General features: G+C 39.9%; 17 protein-coding genes and 1 riboswitch. Of the genes, 2 read left to right on the forward strand and 15 right to left on the reverse strand.

Annotated elements, in window-relative coordinates; all coding sequences use genetic code 11:
• Positions 1–92: 92 nt before the first annotated feature.
• A complete protein-coding gene (locus tag BLV55_RS04770; RefSeq protein WP_093311771.1) occupies positions 93–473 on the forward strand; it encodes a CBS domain-containing protein in 381 nt (126 codons plus the stop codon).
• Between the two features lie 50 nt (positions 474–523).
• Here the strand turns inward: BLV55_RS04770 and BLV55_RS04775 are convergent, their stop codons facing one another.
• The 11 genes from BLV55_RS04775 to BLV55_RS04825 all read right to left on the reverse strand — a co-directional run bounded on the left by BLV55_RS04775 (position 524) and on the right by BLV55_RS04825 (position 12944).
• The gene (locus BLV55_RS04775) at positions 524–1183 is read right to left on the reverse strand and encodes a methionine ABC transporter permease (RefSeq protein WP_093311773.1); all 660 of its coding nucleotides are present in this window, start codon (positions 1181–1183) and stop codon (positions 524–526) included.
• Complete coding sequence (locus BLV55_RS04780; protein ID WP_093311776.1) at positions 1167–2204, reverse strand: methionine ABC transporter ATP-binding protein; 1038 nt, start codon at positions 2202–2204, stop codon at positions 1167–1169. Before BLV55_RS04780 ends, BLV55_RS04775 begins: the two co-directional genes overlap by 17 nt.
• A 40-nt stretch (positions 2205–2244) precedes the next feature.
• Entirely contained in the window at positions 2245–3051 is an 807-nt protein-coding gene (locus tag BLV55_RS04785; RefSeq protein WP_093311779.1) for a MetQ/NlpA family ABC transporter substrate-binding protein, read from the reverse strand.
• A gap of 132 nt (positions 3052–3183) precedes the next feature.
• Positions 3184–3298, reverse strand: a riboswitch (SAM riboswitch).
• Between the two features lie 79 nt (positions 3299–3377).
• On the reverse strand, positions 3378–5729 hold the full coding sequence (locus tag BLV55_RS04790; protein WP_093311781.1) for a bifunctional diguanylate cyclase/phosphodiesterase: 2352 nt from the start codon (positions 5727–5729) through the stop codon (positions 3378–3380).
• Positions 5730–5731: 2 nt separating this feature from the next.
• Positions 5732–6874 carry an ABC transporter substrate-binding protein gene (locus tag BLV55_RS04795; protein WP_176968263.1) on the reverse strand — a complete coding sequence of 381 codons (1143 nt, stop codon included), beginning with the start codon at positions 6872–6874 and terminating at the stop codon, positions 5732–5734.
• Between the two features lie 182 nt (positions 6875–7056).
• Positions 7057–7422, reverse strand: coding sequence for a flagellar protein FlaG (locus BLV55_RS04800; RefSeq protein ID WP_176968264.1), 366 nt, complete (start codon positions 7420–7422; stop codon positions 7057–7059).
• 172 nt (positions 7423–7594) lie between these two features.
• On the reverse strand, positions 7595–8686 hold the full coding sequence (locus BLV55_RS04805) for an HD-GYP domain-containing protein (RefSeq protein WP_093311788.1): 1092 nt from the start codon (positions 8684–8686) through the stop codon (positions 7595–7597).
• Positions 8687–8767: 81 nt separating this feature from the next.
• The gene (locus BLV55_RS04810) at positions 8768–9136 is read right to left on the reverse strand and encodes a DUF8042 domain-containing protein (RefSeq protein WP_093311790.1); all 369 of its coding nucleotides are present in this window, start codon (positions 9134–9136) and stop codon (positions 8768–8770) included.
• Between the two features lie 153 nt (positions 9137–9289).
• On the reverse strand, positions 9290–10162 hold the full coding sequence (locus BLV55_RS04815; protein WP_093311793.1) for a hypothetical protein: 873 nt from the start codon (positions 10160–10162) through the stop codon (positions 9290–9292).
• Positions 10163–10247: 85 nt separating this feature from the next.
• The gene (locus BLV55_RS04820) at positions 10248–10925 is read right to left on the reverse strand and encodes an early set domain-containing protein (protein ID WP_093311795.1); all 678 of its coding nucleotides are present in this window, start codon (positions 10923–10925) and stop codon (positions 10248–10250) included.
• Between the two features lie 171 nt (positions 10926–11096).
• Entirely contained in the window at positions 11097–12944 is a 1848-nt protein-coding gene (locus BLV55_RS04825) for a sensor domain-containing diguanylate cyclase (RefSeq protein ID WP_093311798.1), read from the reverse strand.
• A 278-nt stretch (positions 12945–13222) separates the two neighbouring features.
• Between BLV55_RS04825 and BLV55_RS04830 the strand changes: the two genes are divergently transcribed.
• A complete protein-coding gene (locus BLV55_RS04830; protein WP_093311800.1) occupies positions 13223–14434 on the forward strand; it encodes a GGDEF domain-containing protein in 1212 nt (403 codons plus the stop codon).
• An 81-nt stretch (positions 14435–14515) separates the two neighbouring features.
• Here BLV55_RS04830 and BLV55_RS04835 read toward each other — a convergent pair whose 3' ends face one another.
• From BLV55_RS04835 to BLV55_RS04850, 4 genes are all read right to left on the reverse strand, one after another.
• On the reverse strand, positions 14516–15118 hold the full coding sequence (locus tag BLV55_RS04835) for a hypothetical protein (protein ID WP_093311803.1): 603 nt from the start codon (positions 15116–15118) through the stop codon (positions 14516–14518).
• Positions 15119–15224: 106 nt separating this feature from the next.
• Entirely contained in the window at positions 15225–16106 is an 882-nt protein-coding gene (locus tag BLV55_RS04840) for a GNAT family N-acetyltransferase (protein ID WP_093311804.1), read from the reverse strand.
• A gap of 177 nt (positions 16107–16283) precedes the next feature.
• A complete protein-coding gene (locus tag BLV55_RS04845) occupies positions 16284–16922 on the reverse strand; it encodes a hypothetical protein (protein ID WP_093311807.1) in 639 nt (212 codons plus the stop codon).
• Positions 16923–16972: 50 nt separating this feature from the next.
• Complete coding sequence (locus tag BLV55_RS04850) at positions 16973–17347, reverse strand: hypothetical protein (protein ID WP_093311809.1); 375 nt, start codon at positions 17345–17347, stop codon at positions 16973–16975.
• Positions 17348–17368 lie beyond the last annotated feature (21 nt).

Consider the following 17368-nt stretch of genomic DNA (forward strand, 5'->3'; position numbering starts at 1 on the left):
ATTATCATCGATAATTAAGAATGGATCATTCCGTTCAAATATCCTTTAGGGTACCTGTGCTATTCCCTAGACCATAAAAAGGAGCTGACCTTATGCAAGTCCATCAACGAATGAAATCAAACGTTATATCTGTTAAGCCCATAGATCCTTTGAGCAAAGTGCTTGACATAATGGAGCAACAAAATATCAATGGCACTCCGGTGATAGATGATGCCAATCATCTAATCGGTATGATTGTCAAGGCCGATATTTACCGGTTTTTAATGGATCCGGGCCATTACAAAAGTTGTCCTGTGGAATGGGTTATGTCCTCAAACGTGGTTTACGGCGAAACACATGAGGATTTAGTAACCATCGCTAAACGTTTACGTGAACATGATATCGTTGCCTTGCCTATTCTTGAGAAAGATATCATTGTTGGGATTGTTTCGATTGAAGATATCCTTGATCATTTCATTGAAACCCATCCGTAAAAGCACAGCCAAAAGGCTGTGCTTTCTTACTCTTCACTCTGTTCACTGTATTATTTTCTTATGTTAGAGGCAATCTTATTCCCACCGGTCTGGATAAACTGGACCAGGATAACTAATAATGCGACGGTGGCGTACATAACCGTTGCTTCATAACGCAAATGACCATAGCGATATGCCAAGTCTCCCAGTCCTCCGGCACCCACCAATCCTGCCATGGCCGTTGCACCTATCAGAGAAATGATTGCTGTTGTCAACCCTAGCACAATAGAAGGTCTTGCCTCTCGAATCATGACATGCCAGATGATCTTTGGCGTTGTAATTCCCATGGACTCATAAGCTTCAATCACACCGTCGTTTACTTCTAAAAGAGCTGATTCCATTAACCGGGCCACAAAAGGTGCTGTGTGAATGACTAAAGGAACCAACACACCTTTGACCCCAATCGAAGTTCCTACCAGTAATCGAGTGAAAGGCAGGATAAAAAACAATAAGATAATAAAAGGGACGGAACGAAAAAAATTAATCACCATGTTGATTCCACTGTAAAAATACTTGTTTTCGTAAGCACCACCATCTTTGGTTAAAATGAGGCATACGCCTAAGGGAAGCCCCAACAAAACAGCAAACAACATGGCGATTCCTACCATTTGAAAAGTCTCAAGGCTGGCTTTTACCATTATTGGTGCCCATTGATCAAGAAACAGCTTCATGCGAACCAACTCCTTTAAGAATTTCAGTGCGAATGCCCTTCTCTTGCAGATAACGCAAACATTTTTCTGTTTCTATCTTATTACCCTGCAATTCAACCAAAAGCTTTCCATAATGATCTTTTTTCAAAGGAACCATATTGCCAGAAAGAATATTTGGATAAACATCAAACTTTTTTGCGACTTCTGCTAACACTGGTTTGTCCGCAACATTTCCAACAAAGGATAACTCGACAATCAAATGACCTTCAACCCAAGAGCCTTCTATAAGCGTTTCGGCACCTGAGGGAAATTGACTGTTGATAAATTTTTGTGTCGTGGGATGCTTTGGCGATGAAATCACTTGAAGTAAACTTCCTTCTTCTACAATCTTTCCAGCTTCCATTACGGCTACCCGATCACAGATTCGCTGAACTACCGCCATTTCATGGGTAATAAGCAAAATAGTAATCCCAAAATCCCGATTAATCTGGTTTAATAACTCTAAAATAGCCTCTGTCGTTTCCGGATCCAGAGCGCTGGTTGCCTCATCACATAACAACACCTTTGGACGATGAGATAAGGCTCTGGCAATGGCCACTCGTTGTTGTTGACCACCAGACAACTGTGATGGATAGGCCTGTTCTTTCTCCAACAGTCCCACCACCGATAAATATTGGTGAACACGCTTTTTAATGTCACCAGCCTTTAATCCGATCAATTTTAATGGCAGTGCAATGTTTTCATAAACCGTAGCGGTTTTCAGCAAATGAAACCCTTGAAAAATCATCCCCATATCCTGCCGCTTTTTTCGCAATGCTTCTGCGGTCAAGTTTGTTAAGGTTTCACCATTAAAAACAACTTCACCAGCCGTCGGCTTTTCTAACAAGTTCGCTACCCGAATCAAGGTGCTTTTGCCTGCACCACTGTGCCCAATAATCCCATATATTTCTCCCCGATTTACCTTTAAGGACACCTGATCCAAGGCCAGGTTTGTCTGGGCTTCTGTTTTGAATTCTTTTGATATATTCTGGAACTCAATCATTGTTCATTTATCCTTTCCGTCCTCCTGTTTCCGGATCTTTTTACCACCCGGGAACAATGGAACCTTGAAATCGTTCTTCAATGAATGCTTTGATATCATCCTGATAATAATATTCCATCAACTGAGCAATCGCAGGATCATCTTTATTCTCAGCTCTGGCGGCGACCACATTCACATAGGGTGAATCTCCCGGCTCCATTAGAATAGAGTCCGTGGTAGGAACAAAGCCATACTCAATAGCAAAGTTGGAATTAATAACAGCTGCCGTTACCTCTCCTAACTGTCGGGGCAACTGAGATGCTTCCAGTTCTATGATATGGAAATTCATAGGGTTTTCTGCAATGTGGTTGACAGTCGCTTCTACGCCTACCCCTTCTTCCAAAGTGATAAGACCGGCACTTTCCAAAAGAATCAATGCTCTCGCGCCATTAGTAGGATCATTAGGAATGGCAATACGATCCCCTTCCTGAAATTCCGAAATATTTTCCAAAGATTCAGCGTACAAAGCGATAGGAAAATTGATGGTATATCCTACGTCTACCAGATCAAGATTTCTTTCTTCGCTGAACTTCTCCAGATAGGGCTTGTGTTGAAACATATTTAAGTCTAATTCACCTTCTGCCAAAGCAATATTAGGCATTACATATTCTGTAAACACTTGCAGTTCAATGGTTATTCCATCCTCCGCAGCCTTTTCCTTAACCTGCTCCATTACCTCTTCATGCGGTCCCGGAGTCACACCGATGATCAAATGATTTGGATCCAATGTATTTTGTGCATCCGAACTGCCACAACCACTTAGTAAAAAAAGTATTCCTACCATCCATAAGACTATTATTTTTTTCATGTTCATCATCCTTTTCTATAAGTTTGTTTTTCTGTCAAATAACCGCTTTTTCCCTTCCCTCCATTCCTCCTTTTTGAACAATAAAAAACTCTCTGTCAAGACAGAGAGGCAATTTAGTAAATCACATTGACTCTCTCATCTTCCGGAAATTCCGCAGGATTTAGCACCTTTAGCTGTTATCGATCTGATAAACAGTTATGGTTGCCGGGTTTCATCGGGCCAGTCCCTCCACCACTCTTGATAAGAGTTTCATATTATTCGGTTGTTTGTTTTCACTTGCAATTTTCTAAACCTGTATAGCATATTAATATGGATTTGTATTTTTGTCAACTATTTTCATCATTCTTTTTTTCAAAATATTTTCCAAGCATCTCTTCCGTTAAGGGACGACTAATATAGTAGCCTTGAACCATATCGCAATCAAAGTGCTCCATTGCTTGAAGTTGTCCTTCGTTTTCCACCCCTTCCGCAATAACATCCAGATTCATATTATGTGCCATCGTAATAACTGAATCAATCATTACTTCTGTGTCTTTATCTGTTTCCATTCCCTGAACAAATGCTTTATCAATTTTCAATGTATTAATCGGAAGATGTCTTAAATAAGACAGGGAAGAAAATCCAGTTCCAAAATCATCTAAAGAAATTTTCACGCCTATCCCTCTTAGCTCATTTAGGATTGTCACGGCTTCATCAAAAGAATGAATAAAAACACTTTCTGTCATTTCTAATTCCAGTAATGACGGATTAATCTTATACTTGTTTACGTATTTTTTTACCATATCTACAAAGCCACGGCTTCTGAGCTGTAAGGTTGATACATTGACAGACATCGTAAGCTTGTGCGATAGCCTACCGTTAAAGGACGCCAGTTTTTCACAGGCCTTTGACAGTACCCATTCTCCAATAGCAAGAATCTGTCCGGATTCTTCGGCTACCTGGATAAATTCATAAGGAGATACAGAACCAAATACCGGGTGATGCCATCTCAACAACGCTTCAACCCCCCTGTCTTCTAAGGTCTTAGCAAATACTTGCGGCTGATAGCATAATGACATTTCCTGGTTCTCTAAGGCCCTTCTCATCCCTTTTTCCAGATCCATTTTTCTTCTTAAATCAAGTTTCATCGATTCATGAAAAAAGGTATATTTATTACGCCCTTCCTTTTTTGATGCACTAGTGGCCGTATCAGCATGTTGAAGCAAGATCCCCACCGTATCACCATGCTCTGGATAAAGGGCAATGCCAAAGCTTATATTCAAGTAAACCTCTGTGTCCCGAGAAGAAATTGGTAAAGCAAATTTCTTTCGAAGGCTATTTATTTTTTCCAGCACCGTCTCTAAATCCTTGATTTCTGGAAGAACACAAACAAAATCATCACCACTCATCCGAGCTACCGTACCACTTTGATTCTCTTCCGCTAACAACCTTTCTCCTACCTGAGTTAATACTTCATCGCCGAAGGTGTGTCCGTAGGTATCATTGATTCGTTTAAAATGATCTAGGTCAAAATAAATGACCGCTAGTTTTTTATTTGCCTCCTGGTGCTTTAATAGCATTTTCCCAAGAAAATCATGTACATAACTGGCGTTCGGAAGTTTTGTCACAGGATCAAAGTAGGCTAGGTCTCGCAGCCTTCGATTTCTTGACTCAATTTTATCAACCATGATGTTGAAACTTTCCGCTAATTGGTGAAATTCTTCAAAACTGTCTGTTTGAACTCGCCTCTCGTAATTCCCTCTGGCAATTTCCTTAGTTTGAGCCAAGAGCTCCTGGAACGAATGGGTTATTTTCCGTAAATTTCGCCGTGTAATACTGGCAGACAAGACAAAAAATATCAGCATTACCAGAAAACCCACGAAAACAATCCTTTTTACCGTACCATACAACGTATCAACGGATTGATAAACAATCGTATACCAATTGGCATTTTCGACAGGGTAAGCAGTAATCCAGTGGTCCCGGTGCTTCCCGGTATAAAAATCTTTTTCCTGAATTCCTTCTCTTATCATCTGAATATTGGGATCCATCTCTCTCTGGTATACCTTTTCCAGTTCTTTGTAGGAAATATAAACACCTCGGCGGTCAGTGATAGCCACCAGCATATTATTTCCATAGCTTTCACTCAACTGTGATGACAAAAGGCTGATCTGCTCTAAATTCAAATAGGCTACCAATACCTTTGATTCATGCTTCATCGCCACTGTCAAGGCAGGACTTCCTGTCTGCTGTGAAATAAAGCTCGTAGAAAAATAGGCTTTCTCCTGACGGTTGGCGATTTGGTAATATGCCTGATTCACCCGGCTAATTCCCAACAAATGCTGGTCAAAGGGTGCCATATACCGAACACGACCATTTTCATCAATGATCTCTAAGCCTTCCAGATAATCGGCATGAGTCACCACCGTTTCCAAATATTCCATTGTCTTATCGGTTGATAGAATTTGCCGATCCATTATATCCGCAATTTCTTTCAGATCTGCTATGGGTTTATCCAACATTTGGCTAATCCGCTGTGCAATGGTAGAGGTAATAATATGATTTTTTTGTTGCATCTCTTTTTCATTGTAATAAATAATAATTGACACTACCAGCAGACCTACCATCAGAATAGGTAATAGCACCGCAAGAATGTTGCTGCGAATAATGTAGTCACGTAATTTTCGACTTTTTTTCATGCTTATTCCACCTTAACAAATTGACCATTCTGAATGGTGTATTTGAAAATTTCCCTGCTGGCATCACCATATTCATTTATTTCAATAAGACCTTGTAACCCTTGAAAGCTTCTGATATCTATAATAGCATCTTTTACCTGCTGCGAGGTTATTTCTTTCGAATCCAAAGCCTTTATTCCCTCAAACAAAACCGTTGCCGCATCATGAGCAAAAACCGCTGAAAAAGATGGTTCTTCTTCGTATCGTTGTCGATATTCATCTGCAAAATCTTGGTACTCCTTTTTTTCACTATCCTGATTTATCAAGCTAACAATCCGAACACCTTCTACGGCGATTCCACCATGAGAAATTAAATCCGTTGTCATCGACCAGGTTGATAAAAGAATTGGCATTTCAACTCTTAGTCGTTCTATTTGCTGGCAGAACATAGCCGCATCAAAGGCTGAAGATAAAATGATCAATGCATCCGGCTGGCTATCTACCACCTTCTGGATGGTTTCTAAATAATCGATGCCTTTCTCAGAAGAAAAAGCCAAGGACATTACTTGCTTTTCTCCCCCTGTTTCAAAAGATTCAGCGAAAAAATCGCGAATCACGGCTGTATAGGCACGATTGGACTGGTCGTAAAGAACCATCACCCTCCTAATTTCCGGTTTCTGTTGATAAATTTCGGCCATAAAGATGGCTTCATCACGATTAGACGAAACCACACGAATCAGGTAATCATCCTTTTCACTTAACTCATCAGAACTCATAGTAGGGGTGACCATTAACATTTCTTTTTCGTTAATAAAGGGAAGGGTTTTTTCAGCCATGTTGCTAGTCATATGACCAATAATAAACTTAATTCCTTGCTGATAAAGGGCCTTATCTGTTTCCAAAGCCTTTTGTGGATCATTTTCATCATCCTTTACCACTATCTTTACTTCCCTTCCATGAATCCCTCCCATTTCATTTATCTTTTGAACCGCAATCATCAACCCATTACGCCCACTAACCCCAAGCTCTGATGCCGCACCGGTAAGCCCTGCGGAAAACCCAATGACCAACGGTTCTTCTTGTCTGCCTAAGCTGAAGAAAAAGAAGCCTATCAGCATTACCATCAGCAACAACCCTATGATCAACGTTTTTGTTTTCGGTTTCATTTTCATGCCTCCCCAAGGCTCGCCTTCATCCAATTTTATCCCAAATCTTTCTTTTACATATAATACCCTTCCATAAGTCCTGCAAACTTCTATCCTCTACAAAGAAGCCTACTCATTCAAGTCATAAGCAGGTACAAAAAAAGACACAGCCTTTGCCATGTCCTATCAGTCTTTTTGTTTTTTTATATTCGCCTGTCCATGATCAGACCTAAGGTAGTCGCTTTTGACCGCTCTGCAATTTCAATGGCTGATTCTGTTGGAAAAGCGGCCACTAGGTTGCCACTGTTTTTCATCGTTACTCGAAATTGACGACCTCCAGTAGCTTCATCTAGCCGATAACTAACATTATAATCTGTATTCTCTACCAGTTTTTGCAAACTCTCATACACTTTATTGACACTCTCCTGCACCACTTTTTTGACCGAAGGATTACTGATATTCTTTTCCTGCTCAAGGCCTTGCTGCCTCGGAGTCTTAAAGTTATCATAGGCATGAGTAGGAGGCTTTACAATAGGCCTCAGGATAGAGTTTGACGTTTCTATAATCAAAAGCATACACCTCCTTCTCAATTAGTTGCTGATAGTACCCTAAGCTTTCCTAAAACACCGTACCTATTTCCTTTATTATACCATGCCGGAATAAAATCATCAATATTTTCTGATAACGACATTTATACAATACCGTTCTTGGGTTATGCCCTTCTACGCCCTTTGAAAACCATTAGGCACATACTTCATCTAACTCTTTAATGATAAAAAGAGACAGATGTTTCATCAGGTCCACCTCATCCATTGGCTCATTTTCTGTGTTTAATACTCGAACATAAGGCCTGGTTGGCTGTTCCCGATTGTTTCTTACTACCATGGCTTTTTCTCCATTAGATAAGCGAACAATTTGTCCCGGTGGATAAAGATCTACATTTTGCATAAAGGCACGAAAAACCTTTTCATCATAGCCTTTATGCACCTGCGCCATAATGATTTCAACAGCTTGATATACCGGCACCCGATCTCTATAGCAACGGTCACTGGTCACCGCATCAAAGATATCCGCCATGGAAACAATTTGTGTCAGTAGATGTACTTTATCGCCGGAAAAACCATTGGGGTAACCGCTACCATCCACCCGCTCATGATGAGACATAATAATGGCTTTCGTATAAGCACTAATGGACAGATTATCTTTAACCATTCGATAACCTTCCTCCGGATGGGTTTTCATTAGCTTCCATTCAGCTTCTGTCAGACTTCCCTGTTTATTAAGTATTTCATCTGGTATGGCTATTTTTCCAACATCATGAAGCAAAGCTCCCACACCCAGTTCTTTAATCTTATCCGGTGGCAACCCTAAGGACTGAGCCGTCAAAACCGAAAGAACCGCCACATTTAAACTGTGGGTATAGGTATACAAGCTGGAAGACATCAGTTCTGCCATATTCATCGTAGCACCTTTATTTCGCTGCAGATTTGCCATAATATCATCGAAAGTACTCTTGACTCCTTCGTAGTGTTGATCACTAATATACCGAGTTGCCATTTTACTGTTTCTTTGCTCTTTTAATTCTTCAAAAATTTCCTTGATTTGCAATACTGCCTTTACGCGGACTTCCTGATCAATAGCACTGGCTATCTCTACTCCACGAGACAACGCATCATCCACATACACCGCCGGAATGTTTTTACGTTTTAGTTGAAATATATAAGAATCTGTCAACTTAACACCTGATCGTAATAACACTAATCCTTTTTCGTCATATACTGTTTTTCCCAGTTTTACACCAGCTGTCAAGCCGGAAGTAGACATAATTCTCATTTCATCTATCTCCTTATGTAGATACCTTTAAACAAAATGCATCTAAAAGTTTCATCGATCTAAGGGTTTCCACTGTATTGGTTAATGATCAATATACGATTTGATCATTTCTTCCATTTCCCGATGCCATTTTTCTAGAGATTCAACAATCGCCATACTCATCTGCTCTTTCATTGCTTCATGTTCTTTGTCTCTGTAAAAATCCAAATATTTATCCACTTTTTCCATCAAGTCTTTGTGCAAGGATTCAAGCTTCGACGCCTCTTCATCTTTCGCCAGAGGTAATAAAGCCATCTGGACACTTTCCGTCCCCTTCACAACATCTTCCAGAAGTTGGATCGTTTCTTCATAACGAAGTTCTTCCAATTGTTTTATCATATGATCTACTGCTTCATGAATAGTCTTCATCAACTCTTGCGCCTGTATCATCATTTCTCTGTTTTCTTGCATTAGTAGCCTCCTAGCCCTAGTATTGGACATGTTTTCACTATGTTATTATAGCATATTTCAGCTAACTCTACCAAAAAAAGAGGTGAAAATCAATATTCTTCCGACAAAAAGCCCTTTAGATTTATCTAAAGAGCTTCTCGCCTTATCTGATGACTATGCATATACTAATTCCTGAGAATTATTCGAAAAAGCACCAATAATATCTTGAGTACCTTGAACTATTTGGCCTGTTGTATGGCTTGCAGATTGAGCAACTTCCTGACCAATGCTTATGGCCGTGGATTTCATCGCCGCTGCTTCTTCCTTCACCATTTGATATTGACTCTTCATTGAATCCATGCGATTACTTATCTCTTCTCGCCCTCTTTGAAAATCTTCCGGAATGCTGTTCAGCGGTTCAAAAGCAGTAGCCATCGTCTGGGTTCCCCGAGCCAAATGCCCAGCCCGCTCGCTTAAACTCTGATTTTTTCCAAAAGCTTCCCCCATCTGCCGAAGACCTTCCACAAGATTAGCACCAGATTGTACCACATCCTGCCCTATCGAAACCGCGGTTTTTACCCCAGCAGACACCATAGCTGTAGCATCTCCAACCATTCCTGCCGCCGCACTACTCAGACGAGCCACACTTTCAGAGGCTTCGCTTAGATGTCCTCGAACATTCGATGCCGTTTCACTTATATTGACAGCGATATTGGAAGCCGTTTCTTTTACTGTTCCAGCAACATCCTTGGCAATCGTTACAGCTGTTTCCCCTGTATTCCTTACTGTATCAGCAGCTGAGACAACGCTTTCTCTTACAGAGTTAAAAAAACCTCTTAGTCGTCCATTTCCCTGAGATTTTGTTTCAACGCTTTCAGCTTCTTTCAAGGAAGGTTCTTGGATTTTTTTTGACAGATCCATTTTTATTCCAGTATTACTATTATCCCGATTTTGCGATTCTTTTATTTGATTTTGATTCCCTATCGGTTGATTTATTTCCCGGTTTGCATGAGCTGCATTGAGATGATTCATACCTATTTTTGTCATAACAACACCTCCCTATTTAATCTTAGATTTTCTTTCACTTACTCATGTTTTCTTAGTATTTCATTTTTCTTCAAGAAGCTCCTTTTTATTGATGAAATGGGCCATAAATGGTTTGTTCATTAATCACAAAACTATCCTCTAGTATATAGCGTCCATCAATAAATAACTTTAATGTCCATTTGCCCACAGGAATCTGTTTTTTAGATTCCTTTAAATCTATCCAAAACCAAAGCTTGATTTTTTCATTGTCCGTTTCCGGCTCCACCAGATATTGCTCGGCAAACCGATCTAGGGTTCCATCCGGCTTATACCAAGCCACGGTAACACAATGAAGTCCTGTAACATCGCTAAAAGTAAACCGGGCGGCTACTTTGGGATCCATCCGCTTATTAAAGTTTTTTTTAACCGTTACCATTTCCTGTTCCGATATAAAAGAACTCAGTTGGTAATGATCAATATGCAGCCGATATTCTTTATTATTGTATAAGCGCTGACCCTCTTCATTGATCAATATTACGGACCATATCTTCTGATTTTCATCCGGTGCGTACATATTTGCTTCCGGATCATTGAGCCTTAGGTTCCCATTAATCAAAAAAGCATAACGATGTTCTCCAGAAGGCAGGTTTTTTTCCAGAACCCATTTATTTCCCTTTTTTTTCATAGGAATCTTTTCTTCAGGAGATTTATCATTATAAAAAAGACAATCCACCTCTTGAACCATTATTTTTTCTGAATTTTGATAGCTTAGCAACGTAGTCATCTCAACCACCTTCTATTACCTTTATCATTCATTTTATCGTTTTAGGCTTATTTCTCAAGTAAAATCTCTGTTTATTATATACCCTGCTTGAAAAGAGTATAACACTTTTGATCAAACTTTGATACTTTTATAACAACATTTGCGTCATTTTCTTTCTTTTTCGGTAAATTCTTAGGATTCCACGCGGTTTTTCCCACTTTTTTTAGCGATATACATCGCCTGATCGGCGGCTCGAATCAAGTCTTCCGGCAACTTGTTCAGCGATGGAATAATGCTAGCAACACCTATGCTTACAGTTACTCCTATTGCTTCAACAGCCCTTCGTAATTCCTCAGCTACTGTGATTGCACCCGTCTGATCAACGTTAGCCAAAAGTACCACAAACTCTTCGCCTCCATAACGAGCCACTACATCTATTCTTCGTTTGATCTTTTCCTGTAGAACCTTCGCCACTTTTACCAAACAATCGTCTCCTGCCTGATGACCAAATTGATCATTATAGTCCTTAAAATCATCAATATCCAGAAATAACAAAGATACTGGAGATTTCGTCCTTAGAGCACGCTGCCATTCAAAGTCGAGAGAGTCATCAAAGTACCTTCGATTCCACACATTCGTAAGAGCATCTTTCTGTGACATTTTTTCCAGTTTTCGGTTCGTTTTTTCTAATGCATGCTTTTGTTCTTCAATTTTTTGATAGGATTTTCGTAAATCGGTTGTTCTCTGCTCCACCAACTGTTCCAAGTTTTCATTAAGATCAATCAGTTCATTAGTCATTTTCTCATTTTTGTTAAACATCTCCGCATATGTAATCGCTAAGGCAAAAGAATGCGTAAGAGAAAAAACAAGTAATCCAAAAGAAGAAAGATTGCCCCTGCGAATAATATTATTTAAGAACTGATAATCACTCATAAGAATGCTTGAATAAATAAGATCGTGAAAAACTGTAACAATTAAAACGACATACCCAAAAGCAATAAATAGCGTTCCTGACTCTTTTTTCTGACATGTCCGAAAAAGAATTACCAATATATAACCGCTTACCAGAATGGTAAACACTTGAAAAACAGGATTAATATGATTAAACACTCGTGCAGGCGTTGCCAATACCAGTAAACTAAAGATGCCCGTTGTCACCATGCAGCTATTTACTACCCAAACCGGAACGTAAATTCGATACCTTTCTCTAAAAAACAACATCAGAATCAAAACGGCGCTATAATAGCTAAGCGTTTGCATTTTATGCGCTACTTCCCAATTGAAATTTGGATACACTTGAATAAAGAATATTTCACCTACTAAAACTGTTCTCAATCCTATAACGAGGCAGTAAATAGAAAAAAACAGAAGCGCTCGGTCTTTTTTACGATAATAATAGAGCACCAAGTGATATACGCCTATTACCATCAAGCTGCCAAAAAGAAAAAGTTCGTACGCTAAGGCATTTTTTGTTGAAGCAAGAACTTGCTCACTTCTTCCAACATAAATATTTTCTAAAATCCCTCCACTTCGATGATTAAAATTCGATACTTGAATAATAATTTCCGCAATATCTTCTTCAACCTTCACAAAAGCTTGTTGTGTCAAATACTGCGGTTTACTTTCACTTCGACAAGTACCTACCCTTCCTGCTCCAGCTATTTCCTCGCCATTTACCCACATTCGATAGGCCGTTAATATTCGTGGTATCTTAAAGGCTATGATATCCTCCCCGTTTGCCCGTACAAAGGTGCGATATGTTGCATACCCATCTCCTGTAAGTTGCTTTCCGTTAATCAAATAACCATTCCAAGCTCCTGGAATCAAAACATGTTCTGCTGATTCGACAGGTCTAAGTCGAAAATCCTCTGGCTCTAATAACTCATTCCAATAAAATTCCCACAGACCTTCCAGGGGTTGCAGTGAATCCTTATTACACCTTAAATCAACAAGGTGTTTATGCTCTGATGCCTCCACTGGCTTCATTAGCATAATAATAATAATAATTCCCATTACTCCAACAACAGCCAACTTTCTCATTTTCTCACTCCACTAGGTTACTGTTTTTTTTCTTCTTTCTTTTTATAGGACTATCTTATCATATTTTGAACAAACCATACCAGAAGTAATATGGTTATAAGAAACCATCAACAGCAGGTAAACCCCTGCTGGTTATCTTAAAATTCCAAATTAACTATCAGGTAAATTTTTAGGATGATTTGTCGATAATCTTATAGGATGTTATTATTGAAAAATGATATTATTATTAAAAATCCACACCTTATGCCCCTTGCGTAGACTAGAAAGGAATTCTTCGTATGAACAAAATTTTTCAGCACTTACTTTCGTTTACTATCCCTTTCCTTTTTTTAGTGATTGCCTATGTAACCCATGCAAGCTTCGAAATACTCCCTGTTTCCTGGATAAATGCCATGCCGCTTCTAACCGTCACTCTTTTTGCTCTGGCGATTGTTCTTGGTATATGGTTTAATCGTGGTTCCATTGTCTTTACATCTATCGTTTTGCTTTTTCTCTGTTATAACCAAGCGGAAGGACTTGGTTTTTCAGATAATTTTATCTCAGCGGACCAGCCGCAACATACACTGATTCTGATCGTAGGCATCTCAAACCTGCTATTTTTTTCCTTTTCCACCGAAAGGGGAGTTTTTAGCTTTTGGGGAAAAATCAAACTTACTGCCCTTGCTTTTCAGGGCTGGCTGCTTCTTTCTGCATCCAAAAGTTTAAGTACCGACCTTGATCGCCTGTTGCTGGAGCATGTATCATTTCCCCTTGTCAAAAAAATGGATGTTCAAACTTTTTCTCTTATCCTTCTTACGGGGACCATTTTTATCCTTGCGATTAAAGCTATCAGAACCGGTTCTTTTACAGACCGATCCATGGTAACCAGCGTCCTGATAATTGCTATCATTATTTTTATGGATATTCCATCAGAAACTGTGCCTATCTTTTATGCTACCATAGGCCTTCTCCTGATCCTCTCTGTGATTAGCTCGTCCTATCATATGGCTTACATAGATGAGTTAACACAAATTCCCTCCCGAAGAGCTTTAGAAGAAAAACTGTTGCAGTTGGGGAATCACTATACCATTGCCATGCTTGATATTGACTTTTTCAAGAAATTTAATGACCGGTATGGCCATGATGTAGGGGATGATGTGCTTGCTATGGTAGCATCTGTCTTGAAAAACGTGGAGTCCGGTGGAAAAGCTTATCGTTACGGAGGAGAGGAGTTTACAATTGTTTTTCCAGGCAAAGGCTTGACAGAGATTCTCCCAGTCTTGGATGAACTAAGAAAAACCATCGCTCAACAAACTTACCTTTACAAACCTAAGCCGATGAAAAAACCGCAAAAGCGTGGCTCATCCAGAGGGAAAAACCTCAGAGTCACCATTAGCATCGGGGTCGCCGAAAAAAATCATCGGTTCAAAACTCCTGAAGAGGTAAGAACTGCTTCGGATAAAGCTCTTTATCGCGCAAAGAAAAAAGGGCGAAACTGTGTAAGCAAATGAAAAGATAATCACATCAAAAAAAGATCGCTACCTATCAGCGATCTTTTTTCCTTAGATAAGACACAGCGGCAGAAGCCTTTTTTATAGCCTGACCGCCTTTAATTTCACGATATCATTCCAGTTTTTAGACGTTACCATTTCTATGGTGCTCAAATCCTGCCTTGTTTTTTGTGTCTCTTCGTAGACATTTTGTATTTCTGTTTTCAACTCTTCTCTGGTGATTTCATGTTCCTGGGTTAATCGTTGATCTATCAATGCCATCTGTTGACTCAGGTCTTCTTTGGTAGCTGTTAATGTTTTTTCCAAGTTGTTTTGATTTACCTTAAGTCCTTTTACTTCTTCTCTGGTTTCAGCCATTTCACCACGAATTTGGATTATATCGCCTTTTATTCCACTGATGTCTTTCTTCATTCCGTTAATCTCTACCTTCATTCCATTCATTTCTGTCTTTATTCCACTGATGTCTTTCTTCATTCCAGTCATTTCTGTCTTAATTCCACTGATGTCATTCTTCATTCCAGTCATTTCTGTCTTTATTCCATCAATTTCTATTTTCATTCCAGCAATCTCTGTTTTCATTCCATTCATTTCTGTCTTAATTCCACTGATGTCATTTTTCATCTCATTAATATCAGTCTTGATCCCACTCATTTCTCCTAGAATCTGCTTTAATAAGTTTTCCATCGTCCCGACTCCTTTTCCCTCAACCGCATCCTTCTTCTTGTCTCTCATTATATCTTCTTTGAGTCCCGTCTACAAGCGTATCATTTTTCTTTCTATCCAGGGTCTGTTAGAGAACCTTCTGCATGATTAGATTTGTATCCGCCTCTTTGAAACCTGCTTTTTTATACAGATTTAAGGCGTTTTTATTTTCTCCTGCCACCAGTAAAGAAGCTGTTTTTATTTCCTTTTGTTTTAGTTCAAGAATGCACCGTTGTAATAAGTAACTCCCCCATCCTTGCCCTCTATAATCTTTCACTACGGCAACATCAAAAATATATCCCAGGGATAGGTTTTTTCTAAACTGTATCGTCGTTGACCCTATCTTTTTCCCTTTATGCTCCAACATATATACCGACACGGAGGGATCTTTCAGTAATTGTTCCAGAGCATCTGCCCCTATATCATCTCCAAAGCATTCATGCATCATCCTTGCGTAGTCGTCGCCATCTTCTATCGTTGCTTTTCTAAAACAATGATTCTCCTTCTCTTCATGGATAACCATAGTTTCCGCTGGTATTGCCTCTAATTCCAGCTCCATCTGCCAAGAGTATAGAACCACTCGAAAGCTTCTTTTCTCAGCAAAGCCAACAGCATCATTCAGTCTTTTCTTAACATAAGCTTCTACTGTTTTCACCTGTTGTTCCTTGGCATGTTCCACTATTTTATTATATAAACTAGATCCAAAGCCTTTGTTTCGAAACTCAGGATGCACCACTACATTAAATATGGCTTGACCAATGTCTACTGAATTGACCATACAGGTGGCAAGTCCTATTAGTTGGTCGTCATCATATCCTACCAATATTCCTTCTCCTGCTTCAGTAATAACATAATCAAACCACGCTTCTGTCAGGGAGTATCCCAGGTTATCTATTTTATTGACTACCTCTATTAAATCATTAATGCCTTGTTTATCCTTTTTTTCAATCCTTCTGATCCTTAAGGCCATGATCCTATTTCTCCCTTGCTCAATCAGTTTTTCTCGCTTACTCTCCAGATCCCCACTTGCGGTTGTCAAAAATACCTTTGCTGATTTTAAAGTAAATTATTCAAGCCTGACCCCGCTTTACCCCGCCTTACACTTTATACATTGGTTTATTAATGGCCATGAGGATCCTTCGGTTACTTATTCCATGTTTTCTCTGAAGTTTTTGATGCCCTCGCCGTAGGCTTCCAGGGTTTCTCTTCCGGATAGGCCGGTAAAAAAGTCTTCCAGGGTTTCCTGCCTTAGGGCTTCGTCTTCAAATTTATTAATGATTGTTCCTGTGGTGTTAACAAAATCATTAAAAATCTTGGACAGATCTTCTCTTTCCCCTTCCATACTCAGAATGTCTCTTGTGGTGTTAATAAAACCATCTTGATTAGATGCGGTGTCCAGACTGCTAAAGGTCTTTAGCCAGGTGCCCATTCGGTTGCCACTGTCCTCTATTTCATGGACGGCGGTGAAAAAGTTGGTGAGAAAGCCCTCTTCCGCCTGTCTTGTCTGCATGATGTTGGAAAAATCCATGGCTAACTGGCTGTTGGGGGTTTCTGTCAGGTGAATGGCCATTTGACGCAGGCCTTCCAAAGCTTCCTGGCTTCCTTCGCTTCGCAGGGTTTCGTGGTAGTCGGCAAAGTTTTTGCCCACGAAGGAGAGGGAGACGGAATCCATGGCTGTGGAGATGGCTCCCATCATTTCTTTTTCATGGCTAACGTCTTTGACCTTCATCAGGTTTTGAATCAGCATTTCATTCGTGTTGTAACTGGATATTTGATTAACAGACATCTTCACACCTCCTTTGGGTGCTTATTGCTTGGGTCGGATCCCCATGGCCGTTAGGGGTTTTCTTCCAGTTCCTCTTCCATTTTTTCCAGCATCTGGTCCGCCTCTTTGCTTTCCCGGTCCAGAGCTCCCACTTCTTTTTCCAGGCGGTGCAGCTCGCTGTTCATGGCTTCAATGTCTTTATTCGTTGTTTCTGACTCCAGGGCTTCTCGGGCAATTTTTCGCATACGCCGGAGTTTTAATTCCATCTGGTCTAGAGCTTCCTGTCGCTGCTGAATCCATGCCAGCCAGTGTTGGTATTTAGCTCGTTTTTCCTGCCTTTCTGTTTCTGTCAAGAGGGTCGACTGGGGTTGGTTGCTGTGTTGGGATGGTTTCTGAGGGTGAGTAGTTGTTGATCTGGATTTGGCTTTTCTTAGGATGCGAAGCATCTTAAACCCTTCTTTCCATTA

This window comes from Tindallia californiensis (genome assembly GCF_900107405.1).
Taxonomy (GTDB): domain Bacteria; phylum Bacillota; class Clostridia; order Peptostreptococcales; family Tindalliaceae; genus Tindallia; species Tindallia californiensis.